Source organism: Streptomyces sp. NPDC041968 (assembly GCF_055589025.1).
Genome location: NZ_JBVJCB010000002.1, coordinates 510,621 through 533,165, shown reverse-complemented (window position 1 = coordinate 533,165; position 22,545 = coordinate 510,621). Strand labels below are relative to the sequence as shown.

Here is a 22,545-nt window from a genome sequence, read left to right as displayed (position 1 = left end):
GGAGTCCGGGCATGCGTGTGCGAGGGGTCATTGCGACCTTCACGGGAAGGGGAGGAAAGGGCAGTGGGGCGGTGGAGGCTTAGCTACACACCGCGGTGGCGACGCGCATCAGATCGATGGCCCGCCTCTTGGTGAACTGCCGGAATTTCCGCATGCCGTGGACGCTATCGGGGGGCAAATGGGGGGTCAAGGCCCGTCGGTGGGCTGCGCCGGTGCTGCAACGGCGCATTCGTCGGGTGTCACGTTGCGGAAACACGTCATGTTTCCGCAACGGACGGCACCGGCGCGTCCCGGCCGGGCTAGCCGCGGCCGCGGAGTCCCGAGTAGGCCGACCAGCGGCCGTCGCGCCGTACCACCGTGATGTCCCGGCCGAAGCAGGCCGTCAGGAGCGGGTCGGTGAGGACGCCGTCCACGGCACCGCGGGACAGGACCCGGCCCTCGCGCAGCAGCAGGGCGTGGCTGACGGCGGGGAACAGCTCCTCCAGGTGATGGGTGACCGTCACCGTGGCCAACCGCGGCCGGTTGTCCGCCAGGTGGTTCATGGCCTCGACGAGGTCCTCGCGGGACGGCAGGTCCAGGGCGTTGAACGGCTCGTCCAGGAGCAGCAGGGCCGGATCGGCCATCAGCGCCCTGGCGATGAGCACGCGGGCCCGCTGCCCGCCCGAGCAGACGCCGTAGGGCCGGTCGGCCAGTTCCTTGACGCCGAGTTCGGTCAGGAGGTCGCGGGCACGGAGCCGGACCTCGGCGCCGTACGTCCGCCACAGGGGCTGAACGGTGCCGCTGTGGCCGGTGAGCACGACCGCGTGGGCCGTCAGTTCCCGCGGCACGCGCTGGGCGGAGGTGACGTGGCCGATGCGCGCCCTCAGCTCGCGCACGTCCACCCGGCCGAGCCGGCTGCCGAGGATCTCCACCGTGCCGCTCGTGGGGTGCATGAGGGCGCCGAGCAGCCGCAGCACAGTGGTCTTCCCCGCGCCGTTGGCCCCCAGCAGGGCCCAGTGCTCGCCCGGTCGGACCGTCCAGTCGATCCCGTCGAGGATCAGCTGGTCCGTCGTGTGGCGGCGGACGGTCGCGTCCCGGAGCCGGAGAACGGCCGTCTCGCGTCCGTTCTCCGGTTGCTCGGCTGTCTGCCCGGTCATACCGGACCTCCTTCGCGCGGCTGCCGTTCGTTCCCGGTGAACGGTAGATGCAACCACCACGCGCTTGCCGGACGGTCCGGGTCGTGGACGGCGGCCCGCTCTGTCCACCGAGGCCCGCGTACGTCCGGTCCCGCGCACGTCCGTCTCCGCAGGGAAGTGACGGACGCGCGCGGGACCGGAGCGTGGGGCGGTCGCGGGGGAGAGGGATCAGACGCCCGCGACCGACTGGATCCAGGAGCGGTAGGCGGTCACGTTCGTGTAAGCCGTGGTGGTCTGGCGGTCGCTGGTGGAGGCGACGCCCACCTGGACGCCGTCGGCCATCATCGGGCCGCCGGAGTCGCCGCCCGCCGTGATGCCGTCCACGGCGCGGGCACAGATCGCCGAGCCGTTGTAGGCGTCGCGGCACCCCTGGGTCACGCTGACGTTCGCGACCTTCAGATAGCGGGACTGGCAGTTGATCTCCGAACCGCACCGGGAGGTGGCGCCCCAGCCGTAGACCTGCACGGTCTGGCCGACCCGTACCGTGCCCGGTTGTCCGAGGGGCGCGTAGGTGGCGGAGACGGAGCGGTCGAGCCGGACCAGCGCGAGGTCCGAGGAGGAGTGGGCGACGGTCTGGACGCCGCCCGCCACGGTGCCGCCGGACTGCTGGTCGAGACTGCCGACGCGGAAGGACAGCCCTCCTCCGGTCACGCAGTGCTTCGCGGTCAGGATCCAGGTGGGGGAGATGATGGTCGAGCTGCAGGTCTGGGTGCCGTTGGAGAACAGTCGCGCGGCCCAGGGGGCGTTCTGCGCGTAACCGCCGCCGATGATCGGCTGGGGGCCGCCGCCACCGGGCCGGGGTTCTGCCGCGGAGGTGCTCGGTGCCAGTGCGAGGGCGGACAGCAGGGCGGCCATGAGGGCGGCCGCCAGGGTGGGGACGGGTCTGGATATGCGCAAGGCTCCTCGATTCCGACGACGCGCGTCGCGGCGCGTGCGGGTGTGGGGGCGCTCAGCATGTCCGGAGGCGGGACGCTGCCACCAGTCCCGCTCGGGCATAACACGCCGTTATGCCCGACGGCCCGGGCCGGCCGTACGGTCCACCGCCGGCCCGGCACGTCGGCTCAACCGGTGGACGGGCTCCGCGGCTCGGTCCTGTCGCGCACGGTCATCCGCAGGGTCCGGGGGCGGACCGTGGCCGCGGCGACGGGTCGCACCGTCCGGCCGGGGGCGAGGTCCAGGCGCACCCGCCGGGTGATCGTGGCGATGGCGGTGAGGAGTTCGGTGAGGGCGTACCGGTCACCGATGCACTTGTGCTTGCCCGCCCCGAAGGGCAGGAAGGCGTGTGTGGGCCGGGGCCGGTCGCCGTCCAGCCAGCGATCGGGGTCGAAGGCCAGGGGGTCGGGGAACAGCGCGGGGTCGCGGTGCAGAGCGTGCTGGCAGTAGGCGAGTTCGGTGCCGGCGGGCACGGTCCAGGGGCCCAGCCGGGTCTCGGTGACGGTACGGCGGGTGACGAGCCACCCGGTGTGGTGCAGCCGCAGCGTCTCGTCGATCACCCGCCTCAGGTACGGGAGCCGGCCGAGGTCGTCGAACGTCACCGGACGGTCGCCGAGGGCCTCGTCGAGCTCGGCCAGCATCCGGGCCCGGACCTCCGGGTGCCGGGCCAGTTCGTACAGCACCCAGGACAGTACCGAGGCGGTGGTCTCGGTGCCGGCCACGGCCAGGGTGAGGATCTCGGAGGAGATCTGGTGCCCCGTCAGCGGACGGCCGGTCTCCTCGTCGGTGGTGCGCAGGAGCAGGGACAGCATGTCGCCGGTGTCGTGGCCGGAGACCCGCAGGTCGGTCACGGCCCGGTCGATGGTCGCCCGTACGGCGTCGCGTGCCGCGGTGAAGCGGCGGTTGACCGGCAGCGGCAGCCGCTCGGCCCAGTCGGGCAGCATGACACGGGCGCCGACGCCGTTCATCACCACCGACAGGTCCGCGCGCAGCCGGCGGAAGGTGGCCGCGTCGAGGCTGCCGGAGAACACGGTCTTGGCCAGCATGTTCAGACTGAGCCCCACCATGGCTTCGCGGACGTCGATCTCCCGTCCCCGGGTCCAGCCGTCGACGGCCGTCTCGGTCTCGCCGCGCATGGTGTCGACGTAGCGGGCGATCTCCTCGCGGCCGAAGGCCGGTTGGAGCTGGCGGCGCTTGCGGACGTGGGTCTGGCCGGCGGCGGTGACGACGGAGTCGCCCAGCAACTGGCCCATCTTCTCGAAGAACCGGCCCTTGTCGAGGCTCGGCCCCAGTTCGGTCAGCATGGTGCGGATGAGGTCCGGGTCCTGCACGACGAGGGTGCGGGTGCCGGGCTGGAGGGTGATCTCGACGAGCGGTCCGTAGTGGGCGCGGAGCGAGGCGATGAAGCCGAGGTTGTCGCGCAGGAGCTGTACCGCGTGACCCAGCAGCGGCAGCGAGCCCGCTGCCCTGGGTATGGGGGGAGGCGCTACGAGCGTCACGAGGGCGGTTCCCTTCGATTCGATCTTGGGCGCCTCCATGGCTTCCCTGATCACGCCCGCCGGCAATCCGGGCGGGAGCGTGGCGTATCCCACGTGCGCCCTCGGCCCGGACCGGTGTGGAAGAGGGAGCGGCGGGGAAGATTCCGCTTCCGTCGCGGCCTTGAACCCGGGCTCAGCGCAGCAGCAGTTGCACCAGGGCGACCGTCCCCACGGCCACCACCAGTGTCCGCAGCACCGCGGGGCTGAAGCGGCGGCCCACCTTGGCCCCCGCGTAACCGCCGAGCGCCGAACCGGCGGCGATGAGGGCGACGGCCGTCCAGTCGAAGTCCGCGGCGAAGAGGAAGAAGAGCGCGGCGACCGTGTTGACGAGGGCGGAGAGGACGTTCTTCACGGCGTTCAGGCGCTGCAGCGGTTCGTCGAGCAGCGTGCCCATGAGGGAGAGGTAGATGATGCCCTGCGCGGCGGCGAAGTAGCCGCCGTAGACGCTGGCGAGGGCGAGGCCGGTGAAGAGCAGGGGGCCGCCGTCGCGACGCGGGGAGGTGCCGGTGCGTTCGCGGCGCCGCTGCACCAGCCGGTTGATGCGGGGCTGGAAGGCGACCAGGACCAGGGCGAGGCCCACCAGGACGGGCACGATCGTCTCGAAGGCGTCGGCCGGCAGGGACAGCAGCAGGGTGGCGCCCGCGAGGCCGCCCAGCAGCGCGCCGACGCTCAATCTGAGGACCCGCCGGCGCTGGCCGCGCAGTTCCTTCCGGTAGCCGACGGCCCCGCTGACGGACCCGGGGATGAGCCCGAGCGCGTTGGAGACGGTGGCGGTGACGGGGGACAGCCCGGTCGCCAGCAGCACCGGAAAGGTGATCAGCGTCCCGGAGCCGACGACGCTGTTGATGGCACCGGCCCCGAACCCCGCGGTGAACACCGCCGCCATGGCCTCGGGCGTCACACCGAGCCGTCCCGGGCCGGCCGCGCACCCGGCGGGAAGGTGTCTTGTGCATCGTTCACGGGGCCGACTGTACCCACCGCCGTAGCGTGTCCCGACTCCGGTCTCAACCGGTCTTGTATGAACGGTTCTTGACGTCAATTCACCTGATCATGCGGTGATACGATCACCGCGTTTGCGGAGCGGGCGGATGGGTGAAAGACGGCATCCCCGACTTCAGGGACAGCCCGGGCAGCAACCCCGGTGCGGGCGGTCCACCGGACCGCCCGCGTAGACGGACATGCGGCACGCCGGCCGTCAGTCGCCTGAAGAGAGTCTTATGACGGAATACTTGGGGAACCCACTGCTCTGGGTCCTTGTCGTCGCCCTGGTCGCCGCCGCCGCGCTCATCGGGCGCCAGCGCCGGGCGGCACGATCCCTGCGGCAGGAGATCAAGGGGCTCAAGGACCACTACACGGAGCTGGAGAACGACTACGGGAAGTCCGTGCTGGCCGCTCAGGAACGGGCCGAGGACGAGACGAAGACCGTTCTGAAGTCAGCCATGCGAACCCTGCAGGGCCTCGCCGCCGAACAGCAGCTGGTGCTGACCCGGCTGCAGACCAAGTACGGCGACTCCGCCCTCCTGCAGGACCTGCTGGAGATCGACCACACCAACTCGCAGTTCGGGCGTCGGGCCCAGTCCATCGCGGTGCTGTGCGACGGCTGGCTGGGCGGCCGGCGCGACACCGCCTCGGTGTACGACGTGGTCCGCAGCGCCCAGGGCCGCATCCGGCACTTCCGCCGGGTGGAGATCCTCTCCCAGGTCGACTTCGGCATCACCAGCCGCGCCGTCGAACCCGTCGCCCTGGCCCTCGCCGAACTCCTCGACAACGCCACCAGCTACTCCAGCCCGGACACCGTCGTCGAGATCAACATCCGGACCGTGCCGAAGGGCATCTGCGTCGTCGTCGACGACGCCGGCGTCGGCATGAGCGACGAGGAGCGCGCCCGCGCCGACCGGCTGCTCGCCACCGAGCGCGCCTCGGGCGTGGCGGGCCTCGGCAACCCACCGCAGTTCGGCTTCGCGGTCATCGGGCTGCTGTGCGAGCGCTTCGGCTTCGAGGTGTCGGTGGACTCCTCCTCCCCCTACGGAGGTGTGCGCGCGGTGGTCCTCCTTCCGCACGAACTGCTCACCGCCATGCCGGAGCGGAAGGCACCCTCCCCGGCCGGCCACACCGCGGCCCGCCCGGCCCCGGACGGAGGGCCGGAGGCGTCGCCCGCCCCGTCCCGGACCGGCGACGGCCTGCCCCGGCGGCGCCGCAAGCGGCCGATGGCCATCGTGCCCGGCAGTGCCTCCACCCCGCGCTCCGCCGGCCGCTCCGACTCCGAGCAGGCCCAGATCATGGCCGCCTTCCAACGGGGCACGCAGACCGGCCGCGTCACCCGGCCCGAGGACCCGGACCGGACGAGCAGAACACCCGGTGCAAGCAGAGAAGGACATGAGGACTCGTGAACGACGATCTGTCATGGATGCTCGACAGCGCCCTGGAGATTCCCGGGGCCCTGCACGCGGTCCTGATTTCGGCCGACGGACTGCTGATGGCCCGGACGCAGGACTTCGACAAGGACGACGCGGACCGCGTCGCGGCCGCGATGAGCGGCGTGCAGTCGCTCAGCCGCACCCTCGCCTTCTTCTGTGAGGACCCGCACCAGGCGTGGCGGCAGACCCTGGTCGAGTTCGACGGCGGCTGGGTCTTCCTGATCTCCGCCGGCGAGGGCGCCTACCTCGGTGTCTCCGCCTCCCCGGAGGTCGACATGGCGGACATCACCTTCCGGATGCAGCAGCTCGTCGCCCAGCTCGGCAAGCGGCTGACGACGCCGCCGCGCGAGAACCTCGGCACCCGCTCATGACCGGCCACGACGGCTGGGAGCCGGAGGCCGCCGAGTTAGTACGGCCGTACGTCATCACCAAGGGCCGCGGCCTGCCCGACGAGGAGCACCTGTCCCTCATCACCCTGGTGACCGCGGCCGCCGGGAACCCGCAGCGGCCGCCCCGGCTGTCCCCCGAGGAACAGAGCCTGCTGGACCTCTGCTCCGCCGGCTACCTCTCGGTCGCCGAGATCGCCGGACACACCCACTTCCCGCTGGGCGTGGTGCGGATCCTGCTGGCCTCCCTCATGGAAGGCGGGCACCTCATGACCCGCCCGCCGGTGGCCCGCGCCCGCCTCGCGGACAAGGAGATCCTGGAGGAGGTGCTCAATGGTCTCCGCGCCAAGTTTGGATGAGCAGGACTACGTACGCGGTGGAGCGACCCAGACCGCGGTGAAGATCCTCGTCGTCGGGCACTTCGCGGTGGGCAAGACCACCCTCATCGGCTCCATCTCGGAGATCGAGCCGCTGTCCACCGAGGAGACGATGACGCAGGCCGCCGAGTCGGTCGACGACCTCAAGGGGGTCCAGGGCAAGACCACCACCACGGTCGCCATGGACTTCGGGCGCCTGACCATCAGCGACCGCGTCGTGCTCTACCTGTTCGGGACACCCGGTCAGCAGCGCTTCGTCCAGATGTGGGAGGACATGGCCCGCGGCGCGCTCGGCGCCCTGGTGCTGGTCGACCCCGAGCGGCTGGCCGACTCCTTCCCCGTCATCGACCTCATCGAGCAGTACGGCCTCGACTACGCCATCGCGGTCAACCACTTCGACGGGGCACCGCTGCGCGACGAGCGGGCGCTGCGCGAGGCACTGGACCTGCTCGACGACACGCCCGTCGTCACCTGCGACGCCCGCGACGAGAAGTCGTCGGCAGCCGCACTGACCACCCTCGTCCGCTACTTGCTGGACCGCACCCGCTAGGAGCTGGGAGCAGACATGAACCCCCACGACACCTTCCCGGTGCCGCCACCCGGGTGCCCCGCCCACGGCTCCGGTGCCCGAGTGCCCCTGCACGGACCGGAGTTCGCCGCCGATCCGCAGGCCTACTACGAGTACCTGCGCCACTACGGGGCCGCCGCCCCGGTCGAGCTGGCCCCGGGCGTCGAGGCGACGCTGGTGACGGACTACTCGGCGGCCCTCCAACTGCTCCAGGACTCCGGTACGTTCCGTAAGGACGCGCGGCGGTGGCGGGCCTTCAACGAGGGCAAGGTGGGGCCGGACAGCCCGGTCGCACCGCTGCTGGCCTACCGGCCCAACTGCATGTTCGCCGACGGCGCCGACCACCTCAGGCTGCGGCAGGCGGTCACCGACAGCATGGCGCGGGTGGACACCCGGCGGCTGACCCGGAGCACCGAGCAGATCTCCGGCTACCTCATCTCGCAGTTCGGCGGACGGGGTTCGGCCGACCTGCTGAGCGACTACGCACGGCAGTTGCCGCTGTTCGTGTTCAACGAGCTCTTCGGCTGCCCCGCCGACATCGGCGACCGGGTGCTCTTCGGGATCTCCGGGATGTTCGACGGGATCAACGCCGACAAGGCCACCGCCGTGCTGTTCCAGGCGGTGGGGGAGCTGGTCGCGCTCAAGCGGAGCAAGCCCGGCGACGACGTCACCTCCTGGCTGATGCGGCACGAGGCGGACCTCAGCGACGAGGAGATGGTCCACCAGCTGGCCCTGCTGCTGGGCGCGGGCGCCGAACCGCTGCGCAACCTCATCGGCAACACCCTGCACCGGCTCCTCACCCACGAGCGGTACGCCCGGGAGGGCGGCCTGATCGACGAGGCGCTCGACGACACGCTGTGGGAGAACCCGCCCATGGCCAACTACGCGCCGCACTACCCGGCCGCCGACACCGAACTCGCCGGGCAGCAGCTGCACTCCGGCGACCTGGTCCTGGTCAGCTTCGCCGCCGCCAACACCGGGCCGGCCCTCAAGGCCTCCCGCCAGGCCGGCAGCAACCGCGCGCACCTCGCCTGGAGCGCGGGGCCGCACGCCTGCCCCTCCAAGGAACCGGCCCGGCACATCACCGTCACCGCCATCGAGCACCTGTTCAACGAACTGCCCGACGTCGCACTGGCCGTCCCCGAGGACAGCCTGACCTGGCGGCCCGGCCCCTTCAACCGGGCCCTGGCCACGCTGCCCGCCCGCTTCACGCCCGCGCGGACCGGGCGCCGCTCCACGGCGCAGCCGGACGCCGCGGCACCCGAGCGGGAACAGGCGCCGAACCCGGCCCGCCCGGCCGAACGAGGAGGCATGTGGAGCCAGTTCCTCAACTGGCTCACACGGTGACCTGCGCAACATCCGCCCAACCTGCCCCTTTCGCATGAAGGATGAACGGCACGGGTAGTGAGCAACGCGGCATCCAAGTTGCTCACGAGGAGAAGGAGGTGTCGTGGACCACATATCCACGAACGCCGCTCTGCCGCCGCCGATCCCGCCGATACCCGCCTCCCCAGGCGGGTATCTCTCTGTGCGGCCCGGGCGAGGGACCGGCCGGTGACCGCAGTACGGATCGGCGCGGAACCGGGGGGCGCACCGACCCTCGGCGCCCATACCGGCGGCCAGTTGCGAAGACTCGGCGCGGTCGCCGGTCTCCGTGAAGCCGACATCGAGACCTATGCCCGTGTCCTGACCGACACACTGGGCCCGGTGGCCGCGCGCCCGCTGCACCTGCCGCCCCCCACCCGGTCCTTCCTGTCCGACGACCACACCCCCGTCGAGTTCTCGTTCTCCTTGCAGGCCGACGCGGCCCCCGTCCTGCGGGTGCTCCTGGAGCCGGGCTGCGGCGCAGACAGCCTGGCTCTCGGCGGGCGGGCGGGACTCGAGACGGTCCGGGGGATGGCGCGTCGCTGGGACTTCACCACCGGTGCGCTCGACGCAGTCGAGGACCTCTTCCTCCCGCCCGCTCCGCAGGGCCCCCTGGCCCTGTGGAGCGCCCTGGAGCTGAGGCCCGGCGGAGTGCCCAAGGTCAAGGTCTACCTGAACCCGGCCGCGAACGGGGCGGAACGTTCCGCCGCGACGGTGCGCGAGGCCCTGCGCCGACTGGGCCACCGGCGGGCCTACGACAGCCTGCCGCGTGGCAGCGGTCATCCGTTCCTCGCCCTGGACCTGGGGGACTGGGAGACCCCCCGGGTGAAGGTCTACGTGCGCCACGACAACCTCACGGCCCGCCAGGCGGGTCTGCTGCCGCGCACGGGGGCGGGGCCCGGACCCGCGGCGGTCGAGGACTTCTTCCGGGCGGCGGTGGGCGTCGGTCCGGACCGGGCGGTGCTCGGCAGACGGCCCGGCCTGAGCTGCCACTCCTTCACCGACACCGGGTCCGGACGGCCCAGCGGCTTCACCCTGCACATCCCCGTCAGGGACTACGCCCGGCACGACGGTGAGGCGCTGGAGCGCGCCGCGAGCGTGTTGCGCCACCACGGGATGGACGCGGACGTGCTGCCCCGGGCCTTCGCCGCCCTGACCCGGCGGCGGCCCGAGGACGGCGTCGGGCTGGTCGCCTACCTCGCGCTGGCCCATCAGCGGGGCCGCCCGCCGCGGGTGACGGCGTACCTCTCCTCGGAGGCGTACGCGGTCAGGCCGCCGGCCGTCGCGGCCGTCCGCCACCCGGTGGCGGCGCGCTGAGCGGACCGTCCCGCCACCGCGGGGCTCCCGGCGCGTGCCACCGGGAGCCCCGGGCGGGGAAGCGGCCCGGCGCCCGGCCGGGGCCGCCGGGCGGAGCGCCCTACACGGCCAGCGACTCCCGGAACTCCGCCAGGTACGGGCCCACGTCGACCTGGATGGAGGCGCCCTGGGTGCGCCCGTAACGCTCGACCACGCCGGCGAGGTACGTGCCGATCTCCTCGCGCATCTCCTCGGCCGGGGGCAGCGCGGCCGCGCCGTCGATGATGCGCGCCACCCACTGGGCCTGGGCCTCCACCAGCCGGGTGATCGCGCCCACGGGCCGGACCAGCCCGACGAAGTACAGGCCCGGCCGGTCCGCGGGGACCACTCGCCGGTACAGCTCGACCGAACCGTCCGCCGCCACCGGGCACCCGGCGGGCAGGAACGGGAAGGTCATGCGGAAGCCGGTGCAGTAGACGACCGCGTCCGCGGCAGTGGAGGTGCCGTCGGTGAAGACGACGCGGTCGCCGTCGAACGCGGTGATCGCCGGCTTGGGGGTGACCGCGCCGTGGCGTATCCGGCTGAGGATCTCGTCCGAGAGGGTCACCGCCGAGGAGAAGACCGGATGGTCCGGCTCGGGCAGGCCGTAGTCGGCCAGTCTGCCGCGCGCGACGAGCAGCGCCTGCTCCACCCACGCGCGCCGCTCGGCGAAGGACATCTCGTTCCACCAGGGGGCTTCGGCGATCTCGTCGACCGACATGCCGAACAGCTGCTTGGGCACGATGTGCAGCCCCCGGCGCACCGACAGCACGGTCTGCGCGGCGTGCCGGGAGAGGTCCGCGGCGATGTCCACCGCCGAGGCGCCCAGGCCGACCACGACGACGCGCCGGCCCGCGAAGTCGCCCCCGTCGTGGTAGTCGAGGGAGTGCAGGATCCGCCCGGTGAAGGAGTCGGCGCCCGCCGGGAGCGGGTCGGGCAGCGCGGGGTCGGTGTGGTGCCCCGAGGCGACGATCACCTGCTCGAACCGCCGGGCCGACACGGCGCCGTGCGCGTCCCGGCTGACGACCGACCACATCCCGTCCGCCTCGCGCCGCACCGCCACCACCTCGGTCCGCAGCTCGACGTGGTCCAGCACACCGGACCGCTCGGCGAAGGACCGCAGGTAGGCGGCGACCTGGTCGTGCCGGGGGTAGAGCGGGTAGGAGTCCGACATCGGCCAGCCGGTGTATCCCGTCAGCTGCTTGGCGGTGTTGAGGTGCAGGGACAGGTATCCCGGGCCCCGCTCGCCGGCCCCCGGCCCGCGCCAGATCCCGCCGACGTCGGGCGCCTTCTCCAGGCAGACGAAGCCGATGCCGCGCTCCCTGAGGGCGTGGGCCACCGCCAGTCCGGACAGCCCTGCACCGATCACGCACACACGCACGGATTTCCCCCCCAGGACGTACTCGACCTCCCCCGATCACGCATTCCCTGCCCACCCGTGTCACCGCGCACACCAGCACGAGGGGCGAACGGACGTGTCCGTGCTCACGTTTCGCCCCGTGCGGCGCTCAGGTACCGCGCAGGTCCCTGACCCGGCGGAGCTTGCCGAGGGAGCGCTCCAGCGTCTCCGGCTCGACGATCTCCACCTCGACCGTGACTCCCACACCGTCCTTGACGCCCTGGCCGATCGCCCTGGCGGCGGCCTCCCGGCGCTCCGGCCCCGCGTCGGGGCGGGCCTCGACCCGCACCACCATGTGGTCCATGCGGCCCTGCGCGGTGAGCAGGATCTGGAAATGCGGGGAGACGCCGGGCGTGCGCAGCACGATCTCCTCGATCTGGGTGGGGAAGACGTTGACCCCGCGCAGGATGATCATGTCGTCGCAGCGGCCGGTCACCTTCTGCATCCGGCGGAAGGCGGGCCGGGCGGTGCCCGGCAGCAGCCGGGACAGGTCGCGCGTGCGGTAGCGGACGACCGGCAGCGCCTCCTTGGTGAGGGAGGTGAAGACGACCTCGCCCTCCTCGCCCTCGCCCAGCACGGCGTCCGTGAGCGGGTCGACCACCTCCGGGTAGAAGTGGTCCTCCCACACGTGCAGCCCGTCCTTGGTCTCCACGCACTCCTGCGCCACGCCCGGGCCGATCACCTCCGAGAGGCCGTATATGTCCACGGCGTGGATGCCCGTGCGCTGCTCGATCTCCCGGCGCATCTCCTCGGTCCACGGCTCGGCGCCGAAGACGCCGACCTCCAGGGAGGTGGAGCGCGGGTCGACGCCCTGCCGCTCGAACTCGTCGAGCAGGGTGAGCATGTAGGACGGGGTGACCATGATGATCTCGGGCCGGAAGTCCTGGATGATCTGCACCTGCCGCGCCGTCATGCCGCCGGAGGCCGGGATCACGGTGCACCCGGCGCGTTCGGCGCCGTAGTGGGCGCCGAGGCCTCCGGTGAACAGGCCGTAGCCGTAGGAGACGTGCACCTTGTGGCCGGGCCGGGCGCCCGCCGCGCGCAGGGAGCGGGCGACGACGTCCGCCCACATGGACAGGTCGCGGTCGGTGTACCCGACGACGGTGGGGCGGCCGGTGGTGCCGCTGGAGGCGTGGACGCGCCGCACGTCGGCCATCGGGACGGCGAACATGCCGAAGGGGTAGGTGTCCCGCAGGTCGGCCTTGGTGGTGAAGGGGAACCGGGACAGGTCCGCCAGGCTGCGGCAGTCGTCGGGCTTCACCCCGGCGGCGTCGAACTTCTTCCGGTACAGCTCCACGTTCTCGTACGCGTGCCGCAGCGTCGTGCGCAGCCGGTCGAGCTGGAGCTCCTGGAGCTGCTCCCGGGACAGGCGCTCGGCGTCGTCCAGCAGGTGGCGGGGGAGGGGCTCGCCCCGGCGGGGTGCCGGAGCCGCTCCGGTCGTCGGCTCGCTGCTCATCGCGACTCCTTCGTCGTCGTGTCCGGCGTCTCGCGCGCCGTGCCGTCCCGGACGCTGCGGCTGCGTCCGCGGAACTCCGCGATCACTTCGCCGTCGCGCCGTCCGCTCACGTCGTACACGCCGCTGCGGCCGAACCGGGCCCGTTCCTCGGCGCGCGCCACGAGCACGTCGCCCTCGCGGGCCGGCGCGACGAACACGATGTCGGCGCCCGCCGCCACGGTCACCGGGCCGTGGCTGTTGCACGCGCACGCGAAGGCCGTGTCGGCCAGCAGGAACAGGTAGCCGCCGTGGGCGATCCCGTGTCCGTTCACCATCGCCGGGGTCACGGTCATGCGGAGCACGGCGGTGCCCGCGCCGTGCTCGACCAGTTCGATGCCCAGCCCCCGGGACGCCTCGTCCGCGGCGAGCATGGTCTCCGTGGGCGCCGGCTCAGTGGTCCGAGACACCTTCCCACCACCTCGTTTCCCGACCGACCATTCGGTCAGCTCCTCGCACGGCCCAGTAATCCAGGCACGGGGCGGCGCTGTCAAGGGTGCGCGCGCCAGGTGCGCGGGGGTCTTGCCCGGCGCCCGGAAAGGCGTCACACTGATACCGAACGAATGGTCGGTTGGGAAGCTGGTGACGATGACCACGACACACGCCGCCGAGGCGCCGCCCCCGCCGGGGCTGCAGGAGCACTTCGACGCGACGATCGCGCACGACCAGCGCGTCGAGCCGCGCGACTGGATGCCGGACGGCTACCGGAAGACGCTGATCCGGCAGATCGCCCAGCACGCGCACTCGGAGATCATCGGCATGCAGCCGGAGGGCGAGTGGATCACGCGGGCGCCGTCCCTGCGCCGCAAGGCGATCCTGTTCGCCAAGGTCCAGGACGAGGCCGGCCACGGGCTCTACCTCTACTCGGCGGCCGAGACCCTCGGCGCGGACCGCGACGACCTCACCGAGCGGCTGATCGAGGGGCGCCAGAAGTACTCGTCCATCTTCAACTACCCGACGCTGAGCTTCGCGGACGTCGGCGTGATCGGCTGGTTCGTGGACGGCGCGGCGATCTGCAACCAGGTGCCGCTGTGCCGCAGCTCCTACGGGCCCTACGCGCGCGCGATGGTGCGCATCTGCAAGGAGGAGTCCTTCCACCAGCGACAGGGCTACGAGCTGCTGATGACGATGATGCGCGGCACCGACGCCCAGCGCGACATGGTCCAGGACGCCGTGAACCGCTGGTGGTGGCCCTCCCTGATGATGTTCGGCCCGCCCGACGACGCCTCGCCCAACTCGGCGCGGTCCATGGCCTGGAAGATCAAGCGGCACAGCAACGACGAGCTGCGCCGCCGCTTCGTCGACATGACCGTCCCGCAGGCCGAGAAGCTCGGCGTCACCCTGCCCGACCCGGAGCTGCGCTGGAACGAGGAGACCGGGCACCACGACTTCGGCACCCCGGACTGGGACGAGCTGATGCGCGTCATCAAGGGCGACGGCCCGTGCAACGAGCAGCGGATGGAGCGGCGGCGGACCGCCCACGAGGAGGGCGCCTGGGTGCGCGAGGCGGCCACCGCCCACGCCGCCAAGCAGGCCGCCCGCGCGCGGAAGGGAACGGCGGCATGACCTCCGACAAGCAGGGCTGGCCGCTCTACGAGGTGTTCGTGCGCGGCAAGCGGGGCCTCAACCACGTCCACGTCGGCTCGCTGCACGCCGCCGACGACGCGATGGCTCTCACCCACGCCCGCGACCTGTACACCCGGCGCAACGAGGGCGTGAGCATCTGGGTCGTGCGCTCCGAGCACATCGCCGCCTCCACCCGCGACGAGAAGGACCCCTTCTTCGCCCCCAGCGCGGACAAGGTCTACCGCCATCCGACCTTCTACGACATCCCCGAAGACGTCCCCCACATCTAGGAGCAGGGCATGAGTGACGACCACGTCTACCTGAGCCTGGCCGAGGGGCACGAGGACGACACCCGCTGGGCCTACGGCACCGGCTTCGAGGACCCGCTGCACGGCGTCGACACCACCGTGCCCGAGGGCGTCGACGCGGGCGAACTGGCCGCTCAGTGCGTGGCGCTCGCCGACGACGCCCTGGTCTCGGCGCAGCGGCTCGCCGAGTGGGTCACCCGGGCACCGGAGCTGGAGGAGGAGGTGGCGCTGGCCAACATCGGCCTCGACCTCCTCGGCCAGGCCCGCCTGCTCTACTCGCGGGCGGGCCAGGTCGACGGCACCGGCCGGGGCGAGGACGCCTACGCCTACTTCCGGGACGCCACCGACTTCCGCAACGTCACCCTGGCCGAACTGCCCGGCGGGGACTTCGCCTTCGCCGTCGTGCGGCTGCTGGTCCTCTCCAGCTGGCGCCTCGCCCACTTCCAGCGGCTGGCGTCCCACCCCGACCCGGTTCTCGCGGCGGTCGCGGCCAAGGGCGTCAAGGAACTGACGTACCACCGGCAGTACGCGGCCGAGTGGGCCGTGCGCCTCGGCGACGGCACGGACGAGTCGCACCGCAGGATGCGCGAGGCGTTGGAGCGGGTCGCCCCGTACCTCGGCGAGCTGCACACGGCGTACGACGCCCGGGACGAGGTCGCCGACGTGCTGCGCCAGGTCACCGAGGCGGCCGGACTGCCCATGCCGGTGTACCGGCCGCTGCCCGGATCGGGCCGCGCCGGTGAGCACACCGAACACCTCGCGCCGCTCCTCGCCGAGTTGCAGGGCGTCGCCCGCGCCCACCCGGAGGCGACATGGTGACCGCTCCCCTGGACGCCCGCCGGGCCCGGCGCGTCGCCGAGCGGGTCCCCGACCCGGAGCTGCCCATGCTGACCCTGGCCGACCTCGGCGTGCTGCGCGCCGTCGAGGTGACCGGCGACGGCACCGTGGTGGCGAGCCTGACCCCGACCTACTCCGGATGCCCGGCCATGGCCGAGATGCGGGCGGACGTCGCCGCGCGGCTGCGGGAGGCGGGGTACGCGCGCGTGGAGATCCGTACGGTCCTCGACCCGCCCTGGACCAGTGACTGGATCACCGAGTCCGGCCGCCGCAAACTGACCGCACACGGCATCGCCCCACCCGGCGCCGCACCTCGCGGCCCGGTCCCCCTGGTGCTCTCGCCCACCCGGCCCGTGGTGCCCTGCCCCCGGTGCGGCTCGGCGGACACCGAGGAGACGTCCCGGTTCGCCGCCACGTCCTGCAAGGCGCTGTGGCGCTGCCGTGCCTGCCGTGAGCCGTTCGAGTACGTCAAGGAGATCTGATGGCCCCGACCGCCCCCGCCTCGGCGCCGCCGGCGCGCATCCGCCGCCGCCCGGCCTTCCACCGTCTGCGGGTCGCCGCCGTCGAGCGGCTGTGCGCCGACGCGGCGGCCGTGAGCTTCGAGATCCCGGACGAGCTGGCCGGGGAGTTCGCCTTCTCGCCCGGTCAGTCGCTCACCCTGCGGCGCGAGATCGACGGCCGGGACGAGCGCCGCTCGTATTCCATCTGCGCACCGGCCGGTTCGCTCCCGCGGATCGGTGTCCGCGTCGTGCCGGGTGGCCTGTTCTCGTCGTGGCTGGTGAACGGGGTGCGTCCGGGCGACACGGTCGAGGTGATGGCCCCCACCGGCTTCTTCACGCCCGACCTGACCACGCCGGGTCACCATGTGCTGATCGCGGCCGGCTCGGGCATCACGCCCATGGTGTCCATCGCCGAGTCGGTGCTGGCCGCCGACGACCGCTCGGCCGTCACGCTGTTCTACGGCAACCGCCGCACCGACACGGTGATGTTCGCCGACGAACTGGCCGACCTGAAGGACCTCCACCCGGCCCGCTTCCAGCTCGCCCACGTGCTCTCCCGTGAACCCCGCGAGGCCGAGGTGCTCTCCGGCCGCCTGGACGCCGATCGGCTCGCGGCGCTCGTGGACTCGCTGGTGGACGTGGAGCGTGCGGACCACTGGTGGCTGTGCGGTCCGCAGGGCATGGTCGCCGACGCCCAGCAGGTCCTGGCCGGCCTCGGCGTCCCGGCGGAACGCGTCCACCGCGAGCTGTTCTTCGCCGAGGACGAGCCCGTGCGGGAGGTGCGCCACGAGGAGGCCGGCCCGCAGGGGCCCGTCAGCGAGGTCGTCATCACCCTGGACGGCCGCTCCACGACCTCCTCCCTGTCCCGGGAGCGGACCATCCTGGACGGGGCCCAGCAGACCAGGCCCGACCTTCCCTTCGCCTGCAAGGGCGGCGTCTGCGGCACCTGCCGGGCCCTGGTCACGGACGGCCGTGCGGACATGCGCCGCAACTTCGCCCTCGAAGCGGCCGAGGTCGACGCCGGCTACGTCCTGACCTGCCAGTCGTACCCCGTCTCCGAGAAGCTGGCCGTGGACTACGACTGCTGAGGGGCGTCACCCCGGTGGCGGGCTCAGGCCGGGTTGTCGCCGTGGGTCAGGGTCTCCCAGGCGACGAAGAGGTTGTTCGTGCCGGACGGGCGGGTGCGCTCGGTCAGCGCCTGGGTGTTGGTCATGGCGAAGCCGAGGCGGTGGTGCAGGGCGTTGTAGCCGACCTCGGTGACCGGCCCGAGGCCGAGGTGGACCGAGCCCCCGCACAGCCAGTCGGGCACGGCCGCCCCCTGTTCGTACGTCGCCTGGAAGCCGAGGGCGTGCCGCAGCCGCTCGCCCACGTCGGTGCCGTACAGGTCCTGCCCCTGGATGCGGCTGGTCTCGGCGATGTGCGAGATGGAGGAGATGCCGTATCCGGTGTGGGTGAAGTCCCGGCAGGTCTCCTGGGTGAGGCCGGTGACGAAGGTGGTCTGGCCCTGCCAGTACTTGACGATCTTGTCCCGGGTGTCGAGGTTCTGGCTCGGCACCGTCTTCGGCAAAGCCCCGTCGGAGGCCAGGTACACGTAGGCGGCCGTACGGGTGCGGAACCTGGCCATCGCCTTGTCGTAGGAGGCCTTGTCCTCCAGGAAGACGGAGATCCCGACGGCCGCCTCCATCATCGTGAGTTCCCAGTTGCCGTTGGAGTTCGAGCCGTTGACGACCTCGGGCAGGTAGACGTCCCGGAGCATGGTGGCGAAGCGGCCGGAGCCGGCCCATGAGCCCGGGTACGCGTGCTTGATGATCTCCGCCGCCTTGGGCCAGGAGGAGCCGGCCCACCCGGTCTGCAGGGGCGCGTTGCTGTTGGTGTGGTCCCTGATCACGGCGGACCAGGCGTCCATCAGCTCGATGGCCTTGCGCGCGTACCGCTCCTCACGGGTCATGTACCAGGCCAGGGCGTTGGTGTAGGCCGCGATCGCGTCCTCGCGCTCGTCGGTGCAGCCGTTGTTCGGGTTCGAGTAGGAGCCGCACTCCACCACCGCCCGCGGCTTGGGGACGCGGTGCGGGTCGGCGTACCTGCTCGCCGTCATCCGGTCGAAGGCACCCTTCCAGGGCTGGGCGCCGACGGCGACCTTGGCGCGGGCGAAGTCGAGTTGGTTCCGGGAGACGGTGACACCCGGGTGGGTGAACGCGGCGGGCGCGGCCTCGGCCCGGGGAGCGGTCGCTCCGGGGCCCGCGAGGAGGGTGCCGACCATCGCGGTGGTGAGGCTGGCGAGGAGGACGGCGCGGGATCTGCGGTGGCGAGGTCGGGAAGCAGAGGACATGTGGGGGGTCCATCCGTTCGTCTATGTGAACGTTGAGTTGTGTTCTGAACGCTCGACTGCTCGGTGACGATAGGTAGAGACCAATGGGGCGTCAAGGGTCCGCGCACCGGGCCCATCACGGCGTCGCGTTCGGTGCCCGCCCGGCCGACGAGGAACGGCGGGGAACACTATGAACGCAATGATCGAAGGGGTGGCCCCGGCTCCGGCCGGTTCCTAGCATCCCCGCTCGCGGCGCACTCCGCGCAGCGCACGCAGCACCCCCAGGAGCCGCACCTTGTCCCCCTTCGACGCTCCCTCGCCCGCCGTCCGGCCCCGGTCGCGCCGACGCCGCCCGGCCGTGGTCGTGGCCGCGCTCGCGGCCGTGCTCCTCGGCGCGCCCGGTACCGTGTCCGCCACTTCCGCACGGCCCGCCGGGCCGCCGGGGGCCGCCGCCTGCCCGCCCGTCCTGGCCGGGAAGGCGCGGTGCTTCACCGGCCAGGACGCCCACGGTGCCCCCTACACGATGGCCGTGCCGACCCGGTGGAACGGTTCCCTCGTCGTGCACGCCCACGGCGGGCCCGACCTCGGTGACACCCCCGACCCGTCCCGTTCCACCGAGGACCTGGAGCGCTGGGCCGTGATGGTGGACCAGGGGTACGCGTGGGCGGGCTCCGCCTACCGGCGCGGCGGCTACGGCGCCCGGATGGCCGCCGCCGACACGGAGAACGTGCGCCGGCTGTTCGCCGAGCGCTTCGGCCGGCCGCAACGGACCTACCTCCACGGGCAGTCGTGGGGCGGCAACGTCGCCGCCAAGGCCGCGGAGACCTACGGAGGACGGCACGGTGCCTACGACGGAGTCCTGCTGACCAACGGGGTCCTGGGCGGCGGTTCGCGCGGCTACGACCACCGGGTCGACCTGCGGGTCGTCTACCAGTACTACTGCCGCAACCACCCGCGCCCGACCGAACCCCAGTACGCGCTGTGGCAGGGACTGCGGCCGGACTCCACCATGACGACGGCCGGACTCCGCGCCCGCCTCCAGGAGTGCACGGGCTTCGCCTCCGCCCCCGCGGACCGGACCGCGTCGCAGCAGCGCAACCTGGACGACATCCTCGCCGTCACCCGCGTTCCGGAGCACACGCTGGAGTCGCATCTGCGGTTCGCGACCTTCACGTTCCGCGACATCGTCGCGAAACGGCTGGACGGCCGCAACCCCTTCGGCAACCGGGGCGTCCGCTACGCGGGTTCCCACGACGACAAGGCGCTCAACGCGGGTGTGGAGCGCTTCTCGGCCGACCCCACCGCGCGGCGTGACCTCTCCTACGACAGCGACCTCACCGGTCGGGTCTCCCTCCCCGTCCTGACCCTGCACGCCATCGACGACCCGACGGCCTTCGTGGAGCACGAGGCGGCGTACCGGGCCACGCTCCGCGGCGCCGGCCGCGGCGGGAACCTCGTCCAGACGTTCACGAGGGAGAGCGAGCACAGCGCTCTGAGCGACGCCGAGTACGCCACCTCCCTCTCCGCTCTGGACGCCTGGGTCCGCTCCGGCCGCAAGCCGACCCCGCGTTCGATCGCGGGGGCCTGCGGCGCCTTCGACGCGGCCTACGGCGGCGGTTGCTTCTACGACCCCCACTACCGCCCCGCGCCGTACGCCTCGCGCGTACGCCCACGGCCGGGGGGCCTGCGCTGGCCCGCCATGACCGCGGCGCGGGAACGGGCCTGGAGCAGGATCGACGGGGTGGGGATCGCGCCCTAGGAAGTGCCCCCGCTCAGGATGTCTCCGCGAGCACCTCCCGCACGACGTGGCGGGCGTTGCCGGCCATCGCGGGGTTGGTGTCCCGGTAGTACGGGAGGGCGGTGACGGCCTGGGAGAGGGTCCGGGCCCGGCCGCGCCGCCAGGTCGCCTCGTCCACGCCGAGGGACTCGCGGAAGACCTCGCGGGCCCCGGCCGGCAGCAGGTTCCAGGCCGGGAAGAGGTCGCAGGCCGGGTCGCCCACGCCCATGCAGCCGAAGTCGATCACCGAGGACAGCCTGCCGCCGGTCACCAGCAGATTGCCCGGCATCAGGTCGGCGTGCAGCCAGACCGGCGGTCCGGCCCACTCCGGGGCCCGCAGCGCGTCCTCCCACACGGCGATCAGGGCGTCGCGGTCGACGCCCTCCTCCGGGAGGCCCCGCAGTTCCTCGATCGCGGCCCGGGTCGCCTCGTCGAGCGTGGCGAGCGGGCCGCCGCGATGGGCGCCGGGCGCGCCCGGCAGGGTGACGGCCCGCATCGCCCGTACGAAGGCGGCCAGATCCCCGGCCAGCAGGGCGGGGTCGGTGAGCGCTCCGGCCTCGGGGAGCTCACCGGGCAGCCAGCGGTACACGGACCACGGCCACGGGTACCCCTCGCCGGGCTCACCCACTCCGAGCACCTCGGGAACCGTGGCGGGCAGCAGGGGCGACAGCCGGGGCAGCCACTCCCGCTCCGCCGCCACGTCCCCGGCACCGCCCTCGATCAGCGGCATCCGCACGACCATGTCGTGGCCCAGCCGGTACATCGCGTTGACCGTGCCGCCCGACGGGAAGCGCTCGATCGGCAGGTCCGACCATCGCGGGAACTGCCGTGCGAGCAGGCGCCGTACGAGACGGCCGTCCACGAGGAGCGAACCAGGACGGGGCTGCCCAGAGGTCATGGGCGCCATCCGATCCCCCGACGCCGACGGCCGTCAAACGCTTTCCCGTCCGACGGACGGCGAGGCCGTCCGGGCTCAGACGCCGAACTCCGAGGGGGACACGCCCAGGGCCGTGCAGGCCTCGCGGATCGCGTACTGCTCGGACGGCTCGAAGACCCCGTCGGCGCCGGCGATGACCATGCCGGTCTGGATGACCGCGCGGGCCTCCGCGGGCTTCTTGGCGGCCTTGGCGATGACCTGCAGCGCCTCGCTCTTGCCCAGCTCGAAGTTGGCGACGAGCCGGTCCACGTGCTGGTTGAACCGCTGGCGGAGCTGGTCCGCGGGGAAGTTCTGCAACACCTCGTTGGAGACGATCAGCTCTTCCACGCGCTGCCGCTCGGCCGGCTCCACCTGACCGTCGGCCGCGGCGACCAGCGCGCACATGGCCATGCTGGCGTCCCGGTAGGCGCCGCTCTTGAGCTCGGTCTTGACCGAGGCCAGCTGGGTCTTGAACAGCCCGATCAACTGGGCCTTGGAGCCGCCGGAGGACGAGCCCGACCGGCCGGGCACCTGCTGCCCCTGGTGCCCCTGCGGTCCGTGCCCGGGCCCGCTCGCTCCCCGAGTGCCCTGGGACTGCTGGAAGGTCTTGGCCTGGTCCTTGATCTTGTCCCACATCGCCACTCGTGCCACCTCGGCTTCTGTTGCTGCTGCGTATCCGACTTGATCCCGGCCGCCGTGCTCTCGCGGCCACCAGTTTGAACGCCTCCGGAAGCCACAGGGTTCCCGGAAGGCAAAGGCGGGGCAAAGTGTCTCACGGTGGCGGCGTAGTAGGCTGCGGGACCAGGATGGACGGTCGGTGAGCTGGGCGGGGGCGGGACGTGTGGCTCGGCTGAAGGAGTCGTCGCCCGCCGAGTCGAACGGTGCTCCGGGCGTCCGGCGCGCCGGGGTGTGGTCCCGGGAGGTCGGTTGGTTCGTCGCGATCGGTGTCGCGTCGACGGCCGGGCAGGCGCTTCTGTACTGGGTGCTGCGTCTGTGGTGGCCCCCGGTCGCCGCCAACCTGGTCTCCCTGCTGGTCCTCACGGTGCTCAACACCGAGGCCAACCGGCGCCTGACGTTCCGGCACGCCGCCGCCGGCCCGGTCCGCGCCCACCTGGGAGCCGGCGGGCTGTTCCTGCTCGGCTGCATCGCCACGTCCGGCGCCGTCCTGTGGTTCACGCACGCCGAACCCGGTGCCTCACCCGCCGCCGAGACCGCGGTCCTCACGGCCGCCTCGGTCGCCGTCACGGTGGTGCGCTTCGTCGTCCTGCGGCTCGCCGTCTTCCGGACCCCGGCCCGAACGGAGCGCTGAGTCCCGGGGCGTGCCGGTGCACCGCCCGGCGACCTCGCC

At 72.5% G+C, this 22,545-nt stretch carries 24 protein-coding genes; 13 read left to right on the top strand and 11 right to left on the bottom strand.

Annotated elements, in window-relative coordinates; all coding sequences use genetic code 11:
* Positions 1 to 79 precede the first annotated feature (79 nt).
* The 5 genes from ACZ6EG_RS07495 to ACZ6EG_RS07475 all read right to left on the bottom strand — a co-directional run bounded on the left by ACZ6EG_RS07495 (position 80) and on the right by ACZ6EG_RS07475 (position 4,532).
* Positions 80 to 154 (bottom strand): putative leader peptide, encoded by a 75-nt coding sequence (locus ACZ6EG_RS07495; protein ID WP_356609822.1) that lies wholly within the window; start codon positions 152 to 154, stop codon positions 80 to 82.
* A 145-nt stretch (positions 155 to 299) separates the two neighbouring features.
* Positions 300 to 1,136: an ABC transporter ATP-binding protein gene (locus ACZ6EG_RS07490; protein WP_469602476.1), complete on the bottom strand. Its 837-nt coding sequence runs from the start codon at positions 1,134 to 1,136 to the stop codon at positions 300 to 302.
* Between the two features lie 207 nt (positions 1,137 to 1,343).
* Positions 1,344 to 2,072 carry a S1 family peptidase gene (locus tag ACZ6EG_RS07485; RefSeq protein ID WP_469602473.1) on the bottom strand — a complete coding sequence of 243 codons (729 nt, stop codon included), beginning with the start codon at positions 2,070 to 2,072 and terminating at the stop codon, positions 1,344 to 1,346.
* A 164-nt stretch (positions 2,073 to 2,236) separates the two neighbouring features.
* The gene (locus tag ACZ6EG_RS07480; protein WP_391969003.1) at positions 2,237 to 3,607 is read right to left on the bottom strand and encodes a cytochrome P450; all 1,371 of its coding nucleotides are present in this window, start codon (positions 3,605 to 3,607) and stop codon (positions 2,237 to 2,239) included.
* Positions 3,608 to 3,779: 172 nt separating this feature from the next.
* Positions 3,780 to 4,532 (bottom strand): sulfite exporter TauE/SafE family protein, encoded by a 753-nt coding sequence (locus ACZ6EG_RS07475; RefSeq protein WP_469602670.1) that lies wholly within the window; start codon positions 4,530 to 4,532, stop codon positions 3,780 to 3,782.
* Positions 4,533 to 4,863: 331 nt separating this feature from the next.
* Here ACZ6EG_RS07475 and ACZ6EG_RS07470 point away from each other — a divergent pair, with 331 nt between their 5' ends.
* The 6 genes from ACZ6EG_RS07470 to ACZ6EG_RS07445 all read left to right on the top strand — a co-directional run bounded on the left by ACZ6EG_RS07470 (position 4,864) and on the right by ACZ6EG_RS07445 (position 10,076).
* A complete protein-coding gene (locus ACZ6EG_RS07470; protein ID WP_391969002.1) occupies positions 4,864 to 6,036 on the top strand; it encodes a sensor histidine kinase in 1,173 nt (390 codons plus the stop codon).
* Positions 6,033 to 6,434 carry a roadblock/LC7 domain-containing protein gene (locus tag ACZ6EG_RS07465; protein ID WP_053126708.1) on the top strand — a complete coding sequence of 134 codons (402 nt, stop codon included), beginning with the start codon at positions 6,033 to 6,035 and terminating at the stop codon, positions 6,432 to 6,434. Before ACZ6EG_RS07470 ends, ACZ6EG_RS07465 begins: the two co-directional genes overlap by 4 nt.
* The gene (locus ACZ6EG_RS07460; protein WP_391969001.1) at positions 6,431 to 6,808 is read left to right on the top strand and encodes a DUF742 domain-containing protein; all 378 of its coding nucleotides are present in this window, start codon (positions 6,431 to 6,433) and stop codon (positions 6,806 to 6,808) included. Before ACZ6EG_RS07465 ends, ACZ6EG_RS07460 begins: the two co-directional genes overlap by 4 nt.
* Positions 6,783 to 7,376 (top strand): GTP-binding protein, encoded by a 594-nt coding sequence (locus ACZ6EG_RS07455; RefSeq protein WP_356609704.1) that lies wholly within the window; start codon positions 6,783 to 6,785, stop codon positions 7,374 to 7,376. The genes ACZ6EG_RS07460 and ACZ6EG_RS07455 overlap by 26 nt, the downstream gene beginning before the upstream one ends.
* A gap of 15 nt (positions 7,377 to 7,391) precedes the next feature.
* Positions 7,392 to 8,741 carry a cytochrome P450 gene (locus tag ACZ6EG_RS07450; RefSeq protein WP_469602467.1) on the top strand — a complete coding sequence of 450 codons (1,350 nt, stop codon included), beginning with the start codon at positions 7,392 to 7,394 and terminating at the stop codon, positions 8,739 to 8,741.
* A gap of 207 nt (positions 8,742 to 8,948) precedes the next feature.
* The gene (locus ACZ6EG_RS07445; protein WP_391968999.1) at positions 8,949 to 10,076 is read left to right on the top strand and encodes a tryptophan dimethylallyltransferase family protein; all 1,128 of its coding nucleotides are present in this window, start codon (positions 8,949 to 8,951) and stop codon (positions 10,074 to 10,076) included.
* Between the two features lie 100 nt (positions 10,077 to 10,176).
* On the opposite strand, the gene ACZ6EG_RS07440 is transcribed toward ACZ6EG_RS07445, so the two are convergent.
* The 3 genes from ACZ6EG_RS07440 to paaI all read right to left on the bottom strand — a co-directional run bounded on the left by ACZ6EG_RS07440 (position 10,177) and on the right by paaI (position 13,359).
* A complete protein-coding gene (locus ACZ6EG_RS07440) occupies positions 10,177 to 11,475 on the bottom strand; it encodes a flavin-containing monooxygenase (RefSeq protein WP_469602464.1) in 1,299 nt (432 codons plus the stop codon).
* Positions 11,476 to 11,602: 127 nt separating this feature from the next.
* Positions 11,603 to 12,949, bottom strand: a complete 1,347-nt coding sequence (paaK, locus tag ACZ6EG_RS07435) for a phenylacetate--CoA ligase PaaK (protein WP_391968997.1) — start codon at positions 12,947 to 12,949, stop codon at positions 11,603 to 11,605.
* Positions 12,946 to 13,359, bottom strand: coding sequence for a hydroxyphenylacetyl-CoA thioesterase PaaI (gene paaI / locus ACZ6EG_RS07430; protein WP_469602667.1), 414 nt, complete (start codon positions 13,357 to 13,359; stop codon positions 12,946 to 12,948). Before paaI ends, paaK begins: the two co-directional genes overlap by 4 nt.
* 214 nt (positions 13,360 to 13,573) lie before the next feature.
* Between paaI and paaA the strand changes: the two genes are divergently transcribed.
* From paaA to paaE, 5 genes are read left to right on the top strand one after another with little or no spacing between them, the layout of a single operon-like run.
* Complete coding sequence (gene paaA, locus ACZ6EG_RS07425) at positions 13,574 to 14,551, top strand: 1,2-phenylacetyl-CoA epoxidase subunit PaaA (protein ID WP_356609714.1); 978 nt, start codon at positions 13,574 to 13,576, stop codon at positions 14,549 to 14,551.
* A complete protein-coding gene (paaB, locus tag ACZ6EG_RS07420; protein ID WP_356609716.1) occupies positions 14,548 to 14,841 on the top strand; it encodes a 1,2-phenylacetyl-CoA epoxidase subunit PaaB in 294 nt (97 codons plus the stop codon). Before paaA ends, paaB begins: the two co-directional genes overlap by 4 nt.
* Positions 14,842 to 14,850: 9 nt before the next feature.
* The gene (gene paaC, locus ACZ6EG_RS07415; protein ID WP_469602460.1) at positions 14,851 to 15,678 is read left to right on the top strand and encodes a 1,2-phenylacetyl-CoA epoxidase subunit PaaC; all 828 of its coding nucleotides are present in this window, start codon (positions 14,851 to 14,853) and stop codon (positions 15,676 to 15,678) included.
* Positions 15,672 to 16,178 (top strand): 1,2-phenylacetyl-CoA epoxidase subunit PaaD, encoded by a 507-nt coding sequence (gene paaD / locus ACZ6EG_RS07410; RefSeq protein WP_361015297.1) that lies wholly within the window; start codon positions 15,672 to 15,674, stop codon positions 16,176 to 16,178. Before paaC ends, paaD begins: the two co-directional genes overlap by 7 nt.
* On the top strand, positions 16,178 to 17,284 hold the full coding sequence (paaE, locus tag ACZ6EG_RS07405; RefSeq protein ID WP_469602457.1) for a 1,2-phenylacetyl-CoA epoxidase subunit PaaE: 1,107 nt from the start codon (positions 16,178 to 16,180) through the stop codon (positions 17,282 to 17,284). The genes paaD and paaE overlap by 1 nt, the downstream gene beginning before the upstream one ends.
* Positions 17,285 to 17,307: 23 nt before the next feature.
* Here paaE and ACZ6EG_RS07400 read toward each other — a convergent pair whose 3' ends face one another.
* Complete coding sequence (locus tag ACZ6EG_RS07400; protein ID WP_469602454.1) at positions 17,308 to 18,525, bottom strand: alginate lyase family protein; 1,218 nt, start codon at positions 18,523 to 18,525, stop codon at positions 17,308 to 17,310.
* A 274-nt stretch (positions 18,526 to 18,799) separates the two neighbouring features.
* Here ACZ6EG_RS07400 and ACZ6EG_RS07395 point away from each other — a divergent pair, with 274 nt between their 5' ends.
* Positions 18,800 to 20,263, top strand: coding sequence for an alpha/beta hydrolase (locus ACZ6EG_RS07395; protein ID WP_469602451.1), 1,464 nt, complete (start codon positions 18,800 to 18,802; stop codon positions 20,261 to 20,263).
* A 13-nt stretch (positions 20,264 to 20,276) separates the two neighbouring features.
* Here ACZ6EG_RS07395 and ACZ6EG_RS07390 read toward each other — a convergent pair whose 3' ends face one another.
* Both ACZ6EG_RS07390 and ACZ6EG_RS07385 read right to left on the bottom strand, forming a co-directional pair.
* Entirely contained in the window at positions 20,277 to 21,179 is a 903-nt protein-coding gene (locus ACZ6EG_RS07390) for an aminoglycoside phosphotransferase family protein (protein ID WP_469602448.1), read from the bottom strand.
* Between the two features lie 75 nt (positions 21,180 to 21,254).
* Positions 21,255 to 21,839, bottom strand: a complete 585-nt coding sequence (locus ACZ6EG_RS07385; protein WP_469602664.1) for a tellurite resistance TerB family protein — start codon at positions 21,837 to 21,839, stop codon at positions 21,255 to 21,257.
* Between the two features lie 199 nt (positions 21,840 to 22,038).
* Between ACZ6EG_RS07385 and ACZ6EG_RS07380 the strand changes: the two genes are divergently transcribed.
* Complete coding sequence (locus ACZ6EG_RS07380; protein WP_391968991.1) at positions 22,039 to 22,506, top strand: GtrA family protein; 468 nt, start codon at positions 22,039 to 22,041, stop codon at positions 22,504 to 22,506.
* The last annotated feature ends 39 nt before the right edge of the window (positions 22,507 to 22,545 follow it).

Excerpts from the sequence above, each read along its gene's own strand:
- paaD (WP_361015297.1), top strand. The coding sequence starts at position 15,672 with ATGGTGACCGCTCCCCTGGACGCCCGCCGGGCCCGGCGCGTCGCCGAG.
- ACZ6EG_RS07490 (WP_469602476.1), bottom strand. The coding sequence starts at position 1,136 with ATGACCGGGCAGACAGCCGAGCAACCGGAGAACGGACGCGAGACGGCC.
- paaE (WP_469602457.1), top strand. The coding sequence starts at position 16,178 with ATGGCCCCGACCGCCCCCGCCTCGGCGCCGCCGGCGCGCATCCGCCGC.
- ACZ6EG_RS07460 (WP_391969001.1), top strand. The coding sequence starts at position 6,431 with ATGACCGGCCACGACGGCTGGGAGCCGGAGGCCGCCGAGTTAGTACGG.
- ACZ6EG_RS07475 (WP_469602670.1), bottom strand. The coding sequence starts at position 4,532 with ATGGCGGCGGTGTTCACCGCGGGGTTCGGGGCCGGTGCCATCAACAGC.
- ACZ6EG_RS07455 (WP_356609704.1), top strand. The coding sequence starts at position 6,783 with ATGGTCTCCGCGCCAAGTTTGGATGAGCAGGACTACGTACGCGGTGGA.
- paaA (WP_356609714.1), top strand. The coding sequence starts at position 13,574 with ATGACCACGACACACGCCGCCGAGGCGCCGCCCCCGCCGGGGCTGCAG.
- ACZ6EG_RS07470 (WP_391969002.1), top strand. The coding sequence starts at position 4,864 with ATGACGGAATACTTGGGGAACCCACTGCTCTGGGTCCTTGTCGTCGCC.
- paaB (WP_356609716.1), top strand. The coding sequence starts at position 14,548 with ATGACCTCCGACAAGCAGGGCTGGCCGCTCTACGAGGTGTTCGTGCGC.
- paaK (WP_391968997.1), bottom strand. The coding sequence starts at position 12,949 with ATGAGCAGCGAGCCGACGACCGGAGCGGCTCCGGCACCCCGCCGGGGC.
- ACZ6EG_RS07390 (WP_469602448.1), bottom strand. The coding sequence starts at position 21,179 with ATGACCTCTGGGCAGCCCCGTCCTGGTTCGCTCCTCGTGGACGGCCGT.
- paaC (WP_469602460.1), top strand. The coding sequence starts at position 14,851 with ATGAGTGACGACCACGTCTACCTGAGCCTGGCCGAGGGGCACGAGGAC.
- ACZ6EG_RS07450 (WP_469602467.1), top strand. The coding sequence starts at position 7,392 with ATGAACCCCCACGACACCTTCCCGGTGCCGCCACCCGGGTGCCCCGCC.
- paaI (WP_469602667.1), bottom strand. The coding sequence starts at position 13,359 with ATGCTCGCCGCGGACGAGGCGTCCCGGGGGCTGGGCATCGAACTGGTC.
- ACZ6EG_RS07400 (WP_469602454.1), bottom strand. The coding sequence starts at position 18,525 with ATGTCCTCTGCTTCCCGACCTCGCCACCGCAGATCCCGCGCCGTCCTC.